Source organism: Methanolinea mesophila, from assembly GCF_017873855.1.
GTDB classification, from domain to species: domain Archaea; phylum Halobacteriota; class Methanomicrobia; order Methanomicrobiales; family Methanospirillaceae; genus Methanolinea_B; species Methanolinea_B mesophila.
In genome coordinates, this window is sequence record NZ_JAGGKR010000001.1 from 467,069 (window position 1) to 482,584 (window position 15,516).

Sequence of the window (15,516 nt, forward strand, 5' to 3'; positions counted from 1 at the left end):
GAGTCGACAACTGATCACTTAATCATCGTTATGTGATAGGAGATCGAAGGATCCAATCTCTCCGGGAAACGTATAAGATCCGCCGCCGGGGCGCCCTCCGGGGGCGGCGGAATCATCCTATGAGGTTTGGGGGCGATAGCCCCCAGTAAGCATCTTCAGAGAAGTCGCACAACTATCAGCACAATTTTATTTTATGAGAAATATACAAGAAATTTCGCCAATTACCTCACAAATACCAACAGAGAGGGTCGTCCCCGCCTATCTGCCCCGTCTCGTGATATGCCCTTACCCTGCACCCTCCTCCACAGGTGTCGACCGAGGGACAGCCCCTGCATTTTCCGGTAAGGATATTCGCATTGTTCCTGAATATACCGAGAACGGGATTCTCCTCGTCCCGCCACAAGGTGCTGAACGGTCGTTCGCGGACGTTCCCGATCAGAAAACCCTCCTCCTGGGCAAACTGGCAGGGATAGACATTCCCCAGGTGATCGATGTTGGCCACCCGCCGGCCCGCACTGCACCCGGCCCCCATGCACCTGGCGAGAGTCCGGGCATGTCCACTCTCACCTTCATTGTCCTCATCCATTCTTTGCAGGATATGGACCAGATCCTGGGGAGCGTCGACGGTGAGAATCTCCATCTCGCCCGGCTCGAGCATCCTGGCCCATAGGTACAGCAGCTCGAGCGCCGACTTCGCCTCGCCGGGGGTGAGTTGCGAGCCGTTCGCAAGTTCCCTTCCCCTTCCGCTGGGGACGAGCCAATAGAGGCAGAACCGCGGGACACCAAGGTCCCTGGCCATGCGGAGTACTTCCTCGAGCCCGGAAACGTTCTCCCTTGTCGCGGTGAACCGTATCCCGCACTTCAGGTCCGCGTCCAGGCAGTTCCGGATCCCCTGCACGGCCCGGTCGAAACTTCCCGGGACATTCCTCTGCCGGTCGTGGACCTCCGGCCCGGGCCCGTCGATGGATACGCCCGCATACTCGATACCGGTCTCTTTCAGCCGGGCCGCCACCCGGGGAGTGATCAGGGTGCCGTTGGTGCTCAGGGCCAGTTTGATCCCCTTCGCTCTGGCATGTCCGGCAAGCTCCCAGAAATCGTCCCGCAGGAGAGGTTCGCCCCCCGAGAGGAGGATGAGGGGGACCCCCATACCGGCGAGGTCGTCGATCACGTGCATCGCCTCATTTGTCCCAAGTTCGAGCGCGGTGCCCGCCCTCGGACCAGAGGAGTTGTAACAGTGGAGGCAGGAGAGATTGCACCGGGTGGTGAGGTTCCAGAACACCACCGGGGCATCCACCTTCGAAAATGCGAGATACCGGGAGGGGATCTCCCCGAAGGGTGCCGAACGGTGTTTGATCACCTCGCTCACTGTACCGCTCCCGTGGATCATCTGCGTTATCCGGTTCATTCCTGCTCCTTTCTGTTCCGGAGACTCCCGGTAGGCGATCTCTTGTACTCAGCCCCGCTGAACAGCACCAGGTAGGTATCTATTCCCGTGTCGGCCGCGATTTCCGCGACCTCGTTGCAGAGATCCTCTCTTCGCCGCGAATGATGGACGGTATAGAGCTCATAATCCCAGCGACCCGGGACGGGTCTCCGGCGGTAGCAGTGAGTAACTCCGGGAAACTCCGCCACCCTTGCACCGAGCGACGACACGTCTGCCTGGTGAACATCCCATGCAACCAGCGCATTTGCAGTGATCCCGGCCTTTCGCTGGTCGATCCTCGCCCGGAACCTCCGGATCACTCCCTGTGTGCGAAGGATCTGCAGTCTCCGGATGACCTCCGATTCCGGGATACCCGTTCTCCTTCCGATCTCCCTGTAGGGATGATCCGAGAGCGGGATCCCCCCCTCGATCTCCATCAATAGCATCCTGTCCGTGTTATCCATGTTGCTCGTCTCCGTCGAACCTGAACCGCACATCTACCTTGTACCGGTCGAGAGTGACCAGGTTGAGCACCTTTTCGTCGGGTAGCCCGGTCTTCGCGATGATCTCCCCCACCAGCCTGACGCATTCGTCCTCGTCCCGGGTGCTGAGCGTGAACCATACGTTGTAGTCGTGCTCCCGCTGGTAATTATGGGAGACCTGGGGATATTCGTTGATTATCGTCACCACCCGGGGAATATCGCATGCAGGCACCTGCATTGCCACGAGGGTCGAATACCGGAGTCCAATCTTCCCGGTCTCGAGAATGGGGGAGATGCTCCGGATTATTCCGCGGGACTGGAGATCCCGGACCCTGGAGAGCACTTCGCTGCCGGGCAGTCCGAGTCTCCCGCCGAGCGCATCCCATGGTGACGGGATAAGGGGGAATTCCTCCTGGAGCAGGTCGAGAACCTTCAGGTCGACCGGATCAGGGAATTGTTTCATGATATCGGCCCCTTTTCGTCACCCGGAATATACGGGCACCAGGGCTCCTCGTCGAGATAGTGATCCCCGGAAAGGGATGATCCATGTGGGGTGATCCGGCCGCTATTATTCCACAAGCCGTAGGCCCGTGCCCTGCATCCCCCGCAAAGACGCCTGTACTCGCACCTTCCACATTTCCCCCGGAGCCTCGTGAAATCCCTGAGATCCCGGAGTATCTCTGACCGGTACCATATCTCCCTGAAAGGCGTCGAAAGGATATTGCCGCAGCTGATCGGAAGATACGGGCATGGAGTGACGTCTCCGGTCGGCGTGATCCGGCAATAACTCTTCCCGGCGATGCATCCTCTCCCCCATTCTTCAAGCGGAAGTCCCATCTTCCGCGCGATCCGGATGAACTGCGGGGCACACGTGGGTCGGATGTGCACACCTGGCGCATTGATCGCGAGCACCTCGCGGATCATCGTTTCATACATTGCGGGAGTAACGTCCGTCATGGTCCCCCCCCTTCCGGTCGGCACCAGGAAGAAGACCTGGAAATCAGTGACTCCGAGGTTCCTCCCCATAGATATGATATCATGGATCTCCCGGAAGTTCTCCCAGGTGACGGTAGTATGGATCTGGACTCCAAGCCCCGCTCTGACCGAACCCCTGACTGCCTCGACCGCTTTCCCGAAGGCGCCCTCAACCCCGCGGAACCCGTCGTGAACTTCGGGCGAGCAGGAATCCAGGCTGATTGCTATCTTTTTCAACCCGGCCCGACGAAGCTTGGCTGCCATATCTTCGTCGACGAGGTACCCGCAGCTGCCCATTACCATTCGAAGACCTCGTCCGGTTCCGAACCTTATGATCTCGAAGATATCTTCTCTCATCGTAGGTTCCCCCCCGCTCAGGATTACCACAGGACGCGAGAGAGATATTATCCGTTCAATCACCTCTTCCGCTTCGGTCGTGGAGAGTTCTCCCTGAACGGGGTCTCCTGCAGAGATATAACAATGCGGGCATTTCAGCATGCACCTCGTGGTAAGATTCCATGAAATTATGCGGGGCGCTTCAGGGGGTTGTCCTAATTCCACGGGACCATCATAACCGGGATGCATACATCACCACTCCCAGGTATGCTATCCCTACAACTACAAACGGGATAATCCCTGTCACGGTTAATTCGGCGGCTCCTATCACATACCCCATCGGGAAAAGCGCTCCTACCGGGTTCTGGGTTATCCCAAGGAGGACCAGAGGGAGCGTAACGAGTATTGCGAAGAGATGGACGCTCCCCAGGGTCCTGGCGACAAGCCCGACTAATGTGCCACTAATCGCCGCGAGAATAAGGGAGAGTTCGGCGAAGGGAATGATCAGCGCGCCTTCGAAGAATGCACCGGCAAGCATCGCAGGCAGAAACTGGGCAGTATAGAGCAGCACGTAATTTGCAGTATATGCCGAAAAAATCTCATTCTTCGGTCGCTCGCTTACCACAAGACGGCGGAACATCCCGCTTAGTCTCAGTTTCACAAGATTGATCGCCGTTCCGGCGACCACTACGAAGATGAGCAGCACTGTGAGAACCAGCCCGGAATATCCCCATAACCCTGCCACCAGGACCGCGGCTGCCGGGACGATCATCCTCCCCGCCAATCGCAGGGGATGGCCAGTGTACTCTTTCATCAGCGGGGTCCACATCATCGCTTTTCGAACCTCGTTCTGGCTTCATCTACTACCGATACGGTGATCCGCGAATAGCCTTTATCCCGGGCATATTTTTCCACAAGTTTCCTTACCATCGGCCGGACGAATGCCGGAGCCCGGGAGACCTTTTCCTCTGCATCGCGGGTCCAGAACTCGTCTGTTGCCCCGGGATCACCGAATACCTCGATGGTGCGTGGTACGCCGAACGGGAGCATCTTGGCAATAAGCGGGGGAAGATCCTCGATCCGTTCCAGGTGCTCGGTGAAAACCTGATCCCCGGTCGAGATCGTGACCGGGATGAGATCCTGCTCAAGCTCGGTGACGGAGCCGACCTCCTTCAGTCCTTCCCCGGTCAGGTGAAAAATCCGGTCTCCGTGGCGGATTTCACTTATCCTGTTCGTCCCGTAGAGAACCGCGGCCCCCTCCCGGGCCCGTTCCCCGGCAAGCGAGAAGAAACGGGTTCTTGTATCGGAATCAAGTCCCAGTGACGGTTCGTCATACAGGAGGACCGGCTTTCCGCTTACAAGGGATTCGGCGAGCATGAGCTTGCGCTTCATCCCCAGGGAATAGCTCCCGGCAGGACCCGAGGGGTCCAGGTCAAGGATCTTGAAAATCCGGTCGGAATCGTCCAGTTTCGTCAGGGCGTATATTTTTTTGAAAAATTCGAGATTGTCCCATCCGTTCACGTTCTCGAAATGGGAATTTTCATCGAAAACCGGAAAAATCCTGGCCCTGACGGTCTCCCGTTCGCGGTCCCCGTCGGCTCCGAGGATCAGGAAACGTCCGCCCGAGGGGCGGCAGGTCGTTGAAAGGACGTTGAATAATGTCGATTTTCCCGTACCATTCTTTCCATAGATACAGCAGATCTCCCCGGGGTCAACGGTGAAGGTGAGATCCCTGACTCCCTTCCCGCCGGGATACGTGTAAGCCAGGCTTTCCACGGCCACCGCAGGGATCATATCCCGAATTTCTCCCTCGCGCCGTCCATTATCTCGGGAGTGATGATAAAAACCCCAAGCTCGCGTGCGTACCGTTCTATCGCAAGCACCGCCATACTCCGGGCGAAGGGAGGTACATTCTCGATACGGGCACTGGCCTCCTCGGTCCACTCGAGTGACCCGCCTGCGGGGCAGGGAACGGAAGCAGGCTCACCTGAGGGGATCTTCCCCGGGATTTGTGCCCATCCACCGACTACCAGGACGTTCGCACCGGTATTCCTCACCACCCTTTCAGCTGTTGATCCGATATCGGAATAGCTGCCCTTGTGCATACCGGAACGGCTCACTACCACAAGGTCATACCCGCCCTGCTCCGCTTCACGGCAGATCTCGTTCCAGGGCACGCCTTCTTTCCGCACCGGATTCACCCGCGAACATCCCGAGTCGCGAGCGACCTCACACCCCCGGTCCAGATATTTCCGGTAAAGTTCGGCGAGGCTCCGATCGATTATGGTGTTGTGGAGCGTTTCCTGCTCGTTGAACCTGAACACCTTGCCCGCCTCCTCGGAAAGGACCCGGGAGAGGAGGGAGAATACCGTGCGGTGCAACTGGGGGTTGAAGACCGATATGAGCGTGACCTCCCCGTTCATCATCGATGCGAGTCCTGAGCCTGTCTTCACGGCTCCGAAGGACTCCTCGCTCCCGTCAATCCCGACAAGAACCTTCCGGGGTATCCTGTCGTTCCTGATTATCAGGAGGTCGCACCCCGCGTGGCGGAGCACGGATGAAGCGGTTCCGCCGAGCGTGCGCGTCCCCTCTACCGTGCCAAGCCCTTGTGCACCCATGATGAAGAGGTCATGACTTCTGGTCGCTTCGATCAGGATATCCGCGTTTTTTCCGTCTTTCAGGACCTCTCTCAACGGTATCTTCTCACCGGCACACTTCTCCGAGAGTCCCTTCATGTATTCAAGAGAGATTATCTCCAGCCCCCGTTCGATCAGGACCGAATGGATCCTTCTCTGGTAGTCCAGCTGGTCCTCATCCTGGTAGCGGGGGGGGAGGTAGGGCTCCAGTGCCCCGAATCTCGCGCGATGAAATCTTCCCGAATAGACATGATATCCCGAAACAGCCGCATGGAACTGTTTTGCAATCTCCACCCCGATCGTTTCGGAAGCATGAGAGCACGGGGATTTGTCCACTGCGATCGCGATATCACTGTACATATAACACCGGATAAAGATGGATTCGCCGGAATTCCCTGGCGTTAGTTCATTCTGGTAATAATGAGTGTTCTGTAATAAAAGCTCTGCTCCTACATTCCCCGGCAAGGCTGCGATTCAGGAACAGGACTAATTTTAATACACTTCCCGGGAAGAGTGAGGGATACCATGCCGGGCGCGAGGCGAAGTAAGGGGCTGAGTATCGCCGCTGCAATAGCATTTGCTGTGGGAAACATGGTCGGTGCGGGGGTGTTCGTGCTAAGTGGCCTCGTCGTAGGGGTCGCGGGGCCCTCGGCGATCCTCTCATACCTTTTTTGCGGAATAATCGTAGCCTTTTCAGGCATTTCCTATGCAGCCCTGGCATCGATATTCCCCGAAGACGGCGGGGGATATTTGTTCGCACGGAGGATGCTCGGAGCATTCCCCGGATTCATCGCCGGGTGGGCGATGTACATCAGTCTCACCATCGCATCCGCCTTTGTCCTGCTGGGCTTTGGCATTTATTTCAACCTGCTCCTGGGGACGTCAGTCGACCCCAGGCTCTTCGCTCTCGGCGGCATCGTGGTCCTCGCGGGCCTGAACCTCCGCGGCTTGTCGGAAGCCGGAAAATTCGAGATAGGTCTTGTGGCCTCGAAGATCGCCATCCTGTCCGGGCTCATCGCAGTGGGACTCTTTCACATCACTCGCACGGATTTCGTGCCCTTCTTCGATTCGGGAATAGGAGGGATGATTCAGGGGATGACCATGGTTTTTTTTGCCTATATCGGGTTCCAGGTCGTTGCCCTCATGGGGGGAGAGGTGAAGGAATCCTCCCGGAACGTCCCTCTGGCCACGCTAATCTCGATCGGCATCGTCGCGATCATTTACATAGGGGTAATCGTGGCCCTTCTTTCTGCACATCTACCCTCTTACGGCAGCCAGAGCGTGTTCGATGCGTCGGTCGTGCTCTTTGGGGGGGCCGGTGCAGCAGTGGTCGCGCTTGGTGCGGTGTTCTCCACGCTTTCGTCCGCGAACGCAAACGTTATAGGGGCATCCAGAATCATCATGGAAATGGCAAGCGAACGGCAGGTCCCCGGAAGGTTTGCACGTCTTTCCGCCGGGGGGCAGCCGGCGAATTCCATTATTATCGGCGCGATCCTGGCAACTGCCCTGATCCTGTATGGAAACCTCAATTTCGTGGTGGACCTGACAAACGTAACCACCCTGGTGACCATGGCCCTGGTGAATATCAGTGCGTTCCTGCTGGTTCGCAGGGAAAATCTTGTACCACCTGAAAGGACATACTTCAGGATACCCCTGGGAGTAGTCATCCCTGCTGCAGGTGCGATCTCCTGTGTCCTGTTTATGGTGACGCTCGCCCCACTCACCATACTGGTGGGGTTCATCGTTCTTTTCGCAGGTTCTGCGATATATCTGATGGAGGATACACCCCGGGGAGAGAGGATCGTGAGAGAGATACGGGACCGGCTGGGAAGGCGGGACGGGTCGGAACTGCCACAAAAATCTCCCTGATAATTGCCAACGGGTGACACCCCCGGTTCGGAAAACATTCCGGGCGGTAATTATATCGTCATTTAATTTATCTATACCTCGTAAACGTGGATTCATGGGAGGCGTTGAAGGGTCATGAAACAGATATACGGCTATCTCATCGCATTGGCCATATTCCTTATAATACTCGTGTTCTTTATCGTTCCCCAGCAGGGGGGACTGATATCGTCCACTCAGTTGAATGCCGATGCGCTGGGGCAGGTACCTTCGCAATACAACGAGACATTGCCTATCCAGGAGGTGGATATTTCAAGTTCCGGACGGTCAATCTTCATCGCGTTCGTGATGCTTGCCCACGTCCTGTTTGCCAACCTTCACCTGGGAGGGGCCTGGGTGGCTGCCGGGACCGAATCGATCTACCTTAAAACCAAAAAAACCAGATATAAACGACTGGCGCGTTCGATTACGCTGTTCAACGTAATCCTCTTCTCTGCGGGAGCGACCTTCGCCGTCGGAGGGGTCTTATTCTTCATCTCGCTCTTTCCCACGTTCGCCTCGGAGGCATTCCACATCTACTGGTGGCCACTGCTCGCGGAGGCCATCACCTTCGGGCTGGAAATTTTTTTCCTTTATACCTACTGGTTCGCGTGGGATAAGATAAGCAACAAATGGCACCAGTTCCTTGGTTACGCATATGCGGTAGACGTATTCGCCCAGACCCTTCTGATCAACACGCTTGCGTCCGGGATGCTCACCCCCGGCGGGACCGCCATCGACTGGAACACCTCCGCGGGTCTTTTTACCATGCCCTTAAGTGTTCTCTCCGGCTGGTGGTTCAATGCCACGACCTGGATATTACAGTTCCATCGGCTTGCGGCGGCGGTGTCATACTTCGGGTTCCTGCTCGCGATGCTCGCGATGTTCCATTACCTTGACCGGAAGGACAAACCATCAAAGACCTATTGGGATCTTGTGGGGTCATACGGGCTCAGTTTCGGATTGCTGGGATTGATCTTCCAGCCATTGCTCGGGTTGATCTACATGAGCACGATCTTTCACGCGCAGCCCGGTGCCTTCGCAAGCATCATGCTTGCAAATCGTGCGTGGGAGATGGTCCTGATGGTGGGACTGCTCTCGTTCCTCTTTATCGCGTCGATCCTCTACCTCTACGACCGAAAGGAACGGATACTCACCGAAGTCGGCAACGAGCGCCTTCACCGGTTGTTCAAGCTCTTCATCGTGATCGCGTCCGTGGCCGGGTTTATCCTCGTCCAGCCCTATACCATGGATTTCGGGGTGAATCCTCTGGGATACATGAGCTACAAGCTCGTAGCGCTCTTCGTCCTCATCGTAATCGGGGCAATCGTCCTGGTTATTGACCTGGTGATGCTTCGGGAACCTACCAAAATGGAATGGGGCAACCTCTCGTCGGTTTCACGCAGCTATGCACTGATTGCCGGCGTCCTGGGCATGTGGATCGTGATTGTCATGGGCTTTGTCCGCGAATCGGCACGGTCTCCATGGACGATATATGGGATTGTCCCGGTCCCGGGAGGGCAGGCATACCCTACCCCAATCCCCGTGGCGCAGATATTCGGGGTCTGGTTCATCATCACCGTGATGACCATCGCCATATTCTGGTTCACCTCGAGGGTCACCGCCGAACATCCTGAAGAAGCGGAGAAGATCTAGGAGGAAATGGTTATGGAAGTGAAGAAAGGAGAAGAAGAGATCAAGGAGATCGTCAAGGAGATGCCCCGTTGGGAGAAGATCACCTGGGCCCTTCTGGTCGTGTACCTGATCATCGTGTTCGCGGTGTACTGGTACCTGGGATGGCGGGTCCTCCCGTTCCCTCTCTAATCCCGGAATTTTTTTTGATCCCGGAAGTCATTGAACAGGGAATGGTCTACTCAGGGAGGGTTTCTTTAAGGCGGGCTTTAAGCTAATATAGAGGGGTTTGAGCCCATCTGGAAGGAGCGCTTAATTTTTTGGAAATAATCCCGGGGAGAGCTGGAAAATTTTCAGGGAGGGGGTACATTCCGCCCAAAAACCCCCCTCCATCCCCTGCAACATTCCTGAATTATTCTACTCTCATGGGGTATACCCCCGGACTGCAGGTGTCCGGAAGGTCTACCTCGTTCAGGCGGTTCGAGAGGTCATTGAGGTCGGTCATGATGATCGAACCTGAAGAGACCGTATAAAGCACGTTCCCGATATACAACGACCTCTTCACCGTATCAGGGGAATACCAGTAGGAATATGCATCTGCGTTCATCTGGTGCGTGATTGTACCTTTTTTGATGAAGCCGATGTCCGGGTCCACCCCAAAGACATATGCCCCCTGCCAGAGCCCGTGACCATACGGGCTCCCCTTCAGGTCGGATACGTAGGTCTTTTGTATCTCCGAAACCGGGATTACCAGCAGGTCTTTTCCTTTGTCGAAGAGGAAGGCCTTATGGTCCTGAAGGGCCGCGGAATCGGTCCCTGAATCGCCGATCTCCACCTTATCCACCATCACCGGATTATTCACGTCGGAGACGTCGAAAAGAGCCAGTTTCAGTCCGCCGACAGACACCCCGCCCCAATCGTTCGATTCCGTCTCTTTTCCGAGACCGATGATATGATTTTCGTCATAGGGATGCAGGTAGTCGGAATATCCGGGGATCTTCAGTTTTCCAAGGATGCCCGGATGTGCCGGGTCGGAGAGATCGATAACGAAGAACGGGTCGATTCTCTTGAATGTCACCATATAGAGCCGATCGCCGAGGAACCGGGTGGAGTAGATCTTTTCATCTAGTGCGATATATTCAAGGCTTCCTACCGTGTGCATGGCACCGTCCAGGATGTAGACGCTGTTGTACTGCAGGGACCTGGAGGAGCTCCATTCGTTCACCGTGGTGGCGACCCGCAGGTTCCCGCCGTATTCGTCGAGGGAGAACTGGTTAAGGAGGTGGCCCGGTACATCCCCGGTAGATTGGTACTTGACGATTCCATCCATGATTGAGAAACGGTGGATGATGGTCTCTTCCCTCGGGGGTTCGTACATGGGACTTGTACTTCCCAGGGGTTCTGCCATAACCTGCCGCGGTGCGTAGTTCTGGTTTACATAGGCGACGTACAGGTTATCCGGCGAGCAGTAAAGCGTGGAGGAATAACCTGAGAGATAGGTCTCTGCCCTGACCGGTGAATCGTCGTTCACCTTGAAGGAAGAGATGGTATTGTACACGAAATTCCCAGGAATGGTCCGGAACCGGTAGAGATCCGGAACCATGACCGGTTCGTCTCCCACCTTCACCTCGGGGTACAGGGGTTCGTCCAGCACCCAGGGGACCGACTCGCTGGTAATCGCGTACACGTAATCCCCGACCATGCGCGAATCGTAGTAGTTCCCACTTATTGCAATATCCCGGGCCAGACGGGGGTGCGAGCGGTCGGATATATCGTAGACATACGCATGGGTGATCTCCCTTCCGTAGGGAACGGGTGCAACGCTTGCGGCAGGTTTGATATAGGTCTGTTCCCAGCCGGAGGCAAAGATAGTAAGCCTGTTACCCTCCAGGAACATCTCCCCCGGATTTCCCTCGATACGGGTTGTAGAGAGGGTCTTTGCGCTCTCAGCCGGATATGCGTCGATGATGGCCAGTTCCCCGCAGGAGAGAATATAAATATATCTCCCGTCGTTCTTCACGAAATCCGCTTCGTCCACGCCTGCAACCTGGATGTTCGTTGTGGAATAATCGGAAGACACCACCGGGTAGGCTGCCGGAACAGCCATCTTCTCCATACCGGTTCCTGCCATCCCGATACTGCCGTCCAGCGTCGAAGACTGGACGTACATCGGACTCCCTCCGGTTCCCCGGTCACGGTCTGACTGGAGATATAGCTTCAGGTCCTTTGGGTCTGTAATTCTGATGATTTCACTGGTATTCGTACCTTCGATATCGCCTCCGGTGACAAGTGCGGCACCGATTACGGCAGCAATGACGGCCACACCTACGAGAATTATCGAGATAATATAACGGTCGGACATTTCCACTCCCATCTCTATGAGAGGCTGGGACCGGAGAAGTTAATTATTTTGTCTTAACTGCGAGAATTTTTGTAATTATGAATTGAACAGCCTTGTCGTTAATGAGTTCAGGCGAGGGGCTTGATATTTTGTAATAAATTGTACCAGCGCTGATTTTGCAGAAAAATGTAACGCCCCGGCCGGGATTTGAACCCGGGTCAAAAGCTCCGCAGGCTTCTAGGATATCCACTACCCTACCGGGACAGAGAGTTGCCTATAACCTTCGAACTACAAAGATAAATAGATGTGCCTTTTTCATTCACCTCTTTCGGGCATATCGTTCGATATCGGCCTTCATCATCATTTTTACAAGATCCTCGAATTTTACTTCCGGTTGCCAGCCAAGTATATTCCTCGCCTTTGACGAATCTCCCATCAGGAAATTGACCTCGGCTGGCCGGAAAAATTTCGGATCCACCAGGACATAGTCCTCGTAGTCCAGACCGACCTCCTTGAATGCAAGGTCGACGAACTCCCTGACGGAGTGGGCCTCACCTGTAGCGATTACAAAATCATCCGAACTGTCATGTTGGAGCATCTTCCACATGGCTTTGACATAATCTCCGGCATATCCCCAATCCCTCTCGGCATCCAGATTGCCAAGCCTTAGGTCTTTTTGGAGCCCTGCATCGATACGTGCAACCGCATCGGTTATCTTCCTGGTAACGAATTCGATTCCCCTGCGCGGCGACTCATGGTTGAATAAAATACCATTTGCACAGAACATTTCGTAACTCTCGCGATAATTGATCGTAGCCCAGTATGCGTAGACTTTGGCCACACCATAGGGAGACCTGGGATAAAACGGTGTTTTTTCATTTTGTGGCGTTTCCTGGACCTTCCCGAACATTTCACTCGAAGAGGCCTGATAATAGCGGCAATCCTTTTTATTCCTTCTGATTGCTTCCAGGACCCGGAGCGCCCCAAGTGCGTCGACTTCGCCGGTCAGAACCGGTTGCTGCCAGGAGGTTGCAACAAATGACTGGGCCGCCAGATTGTATACTTCATCGGGTCTGCATTGCTGGATCGCAGTGTCTAGGGAGCTCTGGTCCATCAGGTCTCCCTCAACAAGATGAATGTTATCGACGATATGTGTGATATTTGTCGTATTCGGGGTACTGAGCCTTCGGACAAGCCCATATACGTCATATTTTTGTTCCAGGAGTAATTCCGCGAGATACGATCCATCCTGCCCTGTAATTCCGGTGATTAAAGCTGTTTTAGTCATGGTTTCAGCATCAGATCCTGTTGTATATTGGTAATCACAGTATTTTTACTTAATATCTTTTTATAGAGGAGCATTCAGATATTTAGTCAGATGGTCTCGCAGGAGAATACAGAAGTCCCTACAATTATCATCCGACCCCCGAGAAAATGGGTACCAATGGACTTCGGGGAGCTCTGGCAGTATCATGAACTTCTCTATTTTTTTACCTGGCGTGACGTTAAGGTGCGTTATAAGCAGACGGGGCTCGGTTTCACATGGGCAATAATTCAGCCTTTGTTTATGATGGTGGTCTTCTCGATATTCTTCGGTGGACTGGCCCATATCCCCTCGGAGGGCCTTCCCTATCCTTTGTTCAATCTTGCAGGGCTACTTCCATGGACGTTATTTGCCGAAGGGTTAACCAGGTCCACAACGAGTATGGTCACTAATGCAAATATTCTGACGAAAGTTTATTTCCCCCGCCTGATCATGCCATTATCCGGGGTGCTTTCACCTCTTGTGGACTTTGCGGCGGCGTTCTCAATTCTCGTTGTCATGATGGCAGTCTACGGATTTATGCCGGGGTGGAACCTGATTTTTCTACCGGTTTTTATCATTTTTGCAGTGATAACCTCACTTGCTGTTGGATTATGGCTATCAGCATTAAACGTTCAATACCGGGATTTCCAGTATACCCTTCCATTTATTATCCAGTTCTGGCTCTTTGCGTCTCCGGTTGTTTATCCCAGCACACTTCTTCCAGAATCAATCAGGTGGCTCTATGGACTGAACCCCATGGCAGGAGTCATAGAGGGGTTCCGATGGGCACTTTTAGGGACAACTCCTCCAGATGCATTGATCGGGGTTTCAGTCGCAATGGTGATTGTCCTTTTATTCGGGGGATTTTTCTATTTCAGGAAGATGGAACAATACTTTGCAGATATTGTGTAGGGGCGGAGAGAATTAATGGATACAGCAATAATTAAAGTGAAAAAAGTAGGGAAGAAATTTCGCCTTGGACAGAGAGCGTCGTACAGTACGTTTCGTGATGCAATTTCTGATACATTGAAAGCGCCTTTCAAAAAATTTACCAATAATCCAACTGTTGTGAATGAGTTCTGGGCGCTCAAAAACATCTCCTTTGAGATTGAAAAAGGCCAGGTTATCGGAATAATTGGAAGGAATGGTGCGGGAAAAAGTACCTTGTTGAAGATTTTATCCCGAATAACATTTCCCACCGAAGGAGAAATTGAAATCCATGGCCGTGTAGGTTCTTTGCTCGAGGTGGGGACGGGTTTTCACCCAGAGTTAACAGGCAGGGAAAACGTATACTTGAGTGGTTCAATTTTAGGAATGAAAAGAAAAGAAATTGATGCGAAATTTGAGCAAATAGTTCGTTTCGCAGAAATTGAAAAATTTATCGATACTCCTGTGAAAAGATATTCAAGCGGAATGTATGTAAGACTGGCATTCGCAGTTGCTGCACACCTCGATCCTGAAATTCTTCTAATCGATGAGGTTTTAGCAGTAGGGGACAACGAATTTCAGAAAAAATGTCTAAATAAAATGAAGGATGTGTCCAGGAGTGGTCGAACAATACTATTTATCAGCCACAATATGAGAGCAATAGCCGGATTGTGTGATAAATGCATTATGTTGGAAAATGGAATTTTAAAAAAATTTGGTGAGACAAATGAAGTCATTGAGGAATATCTATCGAGCCAGGATACTATCGACAGTGGAATTGCAGATCTCACAAGCACCGATTTACGCGTAAATTCCATCGAATCGAGTAAATTTAAGTGGGTTAAAATTGAAATATTGAATTCCAACAATATACAAACATCATATATCAGATTAAATGAACCCTTTTGCCTAAAAATCTCAGGAAAATTGACCGAAACAATAAGTGATATCCAATTTGGTTTTAGTATCGATTCTGTTATGGGATTATGTCTGTTCAATTCATATTTATCTGATTCACTCAATGTGACACAGTTCAAAGCTGGAGCGATCGAATTTATAATAAAATTTGAGAATAATATTCTCGGACCTGGTTTTTATACCATTAGTCTCGGAGCAAATGGGCCCGGAATTATTGATTTTATCCCTATTTCAATTCAATTTCAAGTTAGTGACATCGATATTGAAGGGAGGCCGTTACGGAAAAATTTTGTCGGAATGGTCAGTCCGCAGTGCGAATGGTCAATGAATAATTTTTAGAGTGAAATTTTACTCCAATATCGGTTTTTCTTTTATTCCATGGACATGTCCAAAATATTTCATTCACGAAAATCCCACATCAAAATTTAAGCAGTGAATTACCGGCCCTGAGGAAACTTTGTTTTTGCTAATAATAAGACCGGAACACAAATGAAAATGTAAACTCAGGGAACGACCATTGAAAAATATTTACCGTTCTGATCACCTTTCATAGACGCAACGTGAAGAGCTTAATGTCAAGGTCAGATAATAACTTTTCAAATACCTCAAGAATACTGAATTCCTTTTCTCTTCTGATCGTTATTGAGGAATTCTAC

14 protein-coding genes and 1 tRNA gene are annotated in these 15,516 nt (G+C 52.8%); 5 read left to right on the forward strand and 10 right to left on the reverse strand.

Annotated features, from left to right (window positions below):
• Positions 1-226: 226 nt before the first annotated feature.
• From J2741_RS02250 to J2741_RS02280, 7 genes are read right to left on the reverse strand one after another with little or no spacing between them, the layout of a single operon-like run.
• On the reverse strand, positions 227-1,405 hold the full coding sequence (locus J2741_RS02250; protein ID WP_209673426.1) for a radical SAM/SPASM domain-containing protein: 1,179 nt from the start codon (positions 1,403-1,405) through the stop codon (positions 227-229).
• On the reverse strand, positions 1,402-1,887 hold the full coding sequence (gene ahbB, locus J2741_RS02255; RefSeq protein WP_209673427.1) for a siroheme decarboxylase subunit beta: 486 nt from the start codon (positions 1,885-1,887) through the stop codon (positions 1,402-1,404). Before ahbB ends, J2741_RS02250 begins: the two co-directional genes overlap by 4 nt.
• The gene (locus tag J2741_RS02260) at positions 1,880-2,368 is read right to left on the reverse strand and encodes an Lrp/AsnC family transcriptional regulator (RefSeq protein ID WP_209673428.1); all 489 of its coding nucleotides are present in this window, start codon (positions 2,366-2,368) and stop codon (positions 1,880-1,882) included. Before J2741_RS02260 ends, ahbB begins: the two co-directional genes overlap by 8 nt.
• Positions 2,365-3,465 carry a radical SAM/SPASM domain-containing protein gene (locus tag J2741_RS02265; RefSeq protein ID WP_209673429.1) on the reverse strand — a complete coding sequence of 367 codons (1,101 nt, stop codon included), beginning with the start codon at positions 3,463-3,465 and terminating at the stop codon, positions 2,365-2,367. The genes J2741_RS02260 and J2741_RS02265 overlap by 4 nt, the downstream gene beginning before the upstream one ends.
• Positions 3,449-4,030, reverse strand: a complete 582-nt coding sequence (locus J2741_RS02270; protein ID WP_209673430.1) for a hypothetical protein — start codon at positions 4,028-4,030, stop codon at positions 3,449-3,451. Before J2741_RS02270 ends, J2741_RS02265 begins: the two co-directional genes overlap by 17 nt.
• Before the next feature lie 14 nt (positions 4,031-4,044).
• Complete coding sequence (locus J2741_RS02275) at positions 4,045-5,010, reverse strand: ATP-binding cassette domain-containing protein (protein ID WP_209673431.1); 966 nt, start codon at positions 5,008-5,010, stop codon at positions 4,045-4,047.
• Positions 5,007-6,212, reverse strand: coding sequence for a universal stress protein (locus J2741_RS02280; RefSeq protein WP_209673432.1), 1,206 nt, complete (start codon positions 6,210-6,212; stop codon positions 5,007-5,009). Before J2741_RS02280 ends, J2741_RS02275 begins: the two co-directional genes overlap by 4 nt.
• A gap of 165 nt (positions 6,213-6,377) precedes the next feature.
• On the opposite strand from J2741_RS02280, the gene J2741_RS02285 reads away from it, so the two are divergent.
• The 3 genes from J2741_RS02285 (at position 6,378) to J2741_RS02295 (ending at position 9,560) form a co-directional block, all read left to right on the forward strand.
• Positions 6,378-7,721 (forward strand): APC family permease, encoded by a 1,344-nt coding sequence (locus tag J2741_RS02285; RefSeq protein WP_209673433.1) that lies wholly within the window; start codon positions 6,378-6,380, stop codon positions 7,719-7,721.
• Between the two features lie 114 nt (positions 7,722-7,835).
• Complete coding sequence (locus tag J2741_RS02290) at positions 7,836-9,392, forward strand: cytochrome ubiquinol oxidase subunit I (protein WP_209673434.1); 1,557 nt, start codon at positions 7,836-7,838, stop codon at positions 9,390-9,392.
• Between the two features lie 12 nt (positions 9,393-9,404).
• A complete protein-coding gene (locus tag J2741_RS02295) occupies positions 9,405-9,560 on the forward strand; it encodes a hypothetical protein (protein WP_209673435.1) in 156 nt (51 codons plus the stop codon).
• Positions 9,561-9,780: 220 nt separating this feature from the next.
• Here J2741_RS02295 and J2741_RS02300 read toward each other — a convergent pair whose 3' ends face one another.
• The 3 genes from J2741_RS02300 to gmd form a co-directional block, all read right to left on the reverse strand.
• Entirely contained in the window at positions 9,781-11,742 is a 1,962-nt protein-coding gene (locus J2741_RS02300; RefSeq protein WP_245249351.1) for a beta-propeller domain-containing protein, read from the reverse strand.
• A gap of 159 nt (positions 11,743-11,901) precedes the next feature.
• Positions 11,902-11,973: transfer RNA gene (locus tag J2741_RS02305), tRNA-Arg, on the reverse strand.
• A gap of 55 nt (positions 11,974-12,028) precedes the next feature.
• The gene (gene gmd / locus J2741_RS02310; RefSeq protein ID WP_209673436.1) at positions 12,029-12,997 is read right to left on the reverse strand and encodes a GDP-mannose 4,6-dehydratase; all 969 of its coding nucleotides are present in this window, start codon (positions 12,995-12,997) and stop codon (positions 12,029-12,031) included.
• 156 nt (positions 12,998-13,153) lie between these two features.
• Here gmd and J2741_RS02315 point away from each other — a divergent pair, with 156 nt between their 5' ends.
• Both J2741_RS02315 and J2741_RS02320 read left to right on the forward strand, forming a co-directional pair.
• Complete coding sequence (locus tag J2741_RS02315; RefSeq protein WP_245249353.1) at positions 13,154-13,927, forward strand: ABC transporter permease; 774 nt, start codon at positions 13,154-13,156, stop codon at positions 13,925-13,927.
• A 15-nt stretch (positions 13,928-13,942) separates the two neighbouring features.
• On the forward strand, positions 13,943-15,199 hold the full coding sequence (locus tag J2741_RS02320; RefSeq protein ID WP_209673438.1) for an ABC transporter ATP-binding protein: 1,257 nt from the start codon (positions 13,943-13,945) through the stop codon (positions 15,197-15,199).
• Positions 15,200-15,516: the final 317 nt, after the last annotated feature.

What these genes read in the sequence shown, in the direction of transcription:
- J2741_RS02280 (WP_209673432.1), bottom strand. Translation starts at nt 6,212, where the DNA reads ATGTACAGTGATATCGCGATCGCAGTGGACAAATCCCCGTGCTCTCAT.
- J2741_RS02285 (WP_209673433.1), top strand. Translation starts at nt 6,378, where the DNA reads ATGCCGGGCGCGAGGCGAAGTAAGGGGCTGAGTATCGCCGCTGCAATA.
- J2741_RS02315 (WP_245249353.1), top strand. Translation starts at nt 13,154, where the DNA reads ATGGACTTCGGGGAGCTCTGGCAGTATCATGAACTTCTCTATTTTTTT.
- ahbB (WP_209673427.1), bottom strand. Translation starts at nt 1,887, where the DNA reads ATGGATAACACGGACAGGATGCTATTGATGGAGATCGAGGGGGGGATC.
- J2741_RS02250 (WP_209673426.1), bottom strand. Translation starts at nt 1,405, where the DNA reads ATGAACCGGATAACGCAGATGATCCACGGGAGCGGTACAGTGAGCGAG.
- J2741_RS02270 (WP_209673430.1), bottom strand. Translation starts at nt 4,030, where the DNA reads ATGAAAGAGTACACTGGCCATCCCCTGCGATTGGCGGGGAGGATGATC.
- J2741_RS02275 (WP_209673431.1), bottom strand. Translation starts at nt 5,010, where the DNA reads ATGATCCCTGCGGTGGCCGTGGAAAGCCTGGCTTACACGTATCCCGGC.
- J2741_RS02295 (WP_209673435.1), top strand. Translation starts at nt 9,405, where the DNA reads ATGGAAGTGAAGAAAGGAGAAGAAGAGATCAAGGAGATCGTCAAGGAG.
- J2741_RS02265 (WP_209673429.1), bottom strand. Translation starts at nt 3,465, where the DNA reads ATGCATCCCGGTTATGATGGTCCCGTGGAATTAGGACAACCCCCTGAA.
- J2741_RS02290 (WP_209673434.1), top strand. Translation starts at nt 7,836, where the DNA reads ATGAAACAGATATACGGCTATCTCATCGCATTGGCCATATTCCTTATA.
- J2741_RS02300 (WP_245249351.1), bottom strand. Translation starts at nt 11,742, where the DNA reads ATGGGAGTGGAAATGTCCGACCGTTATATTATCTCGATAATTCTCGTA.
- J2741_RS02260 (WP_209673428.1), bottom strand. Translation starts at nt 2,368, where the DNA reads ATGAAACAATTCCCTGATCCGGTCGACCTGAAGGTTCTCGACCTGCTC.
- gmd (WP_209673436.1), bottom strand. Translation starts at nt 12,997, where the DNA reads ATGACTAAAACAGCTTTAATCACCGGAATTACAGGGCAGGATGGATCG.
- J2741_RS02320 (WP_209673438.1), top strand. Translation starts at nt 13,943, where the DNA reads ATGGATACAGCAATAATTAAAGTGAAAAAAGTAGGGAAGAAATTTCGC.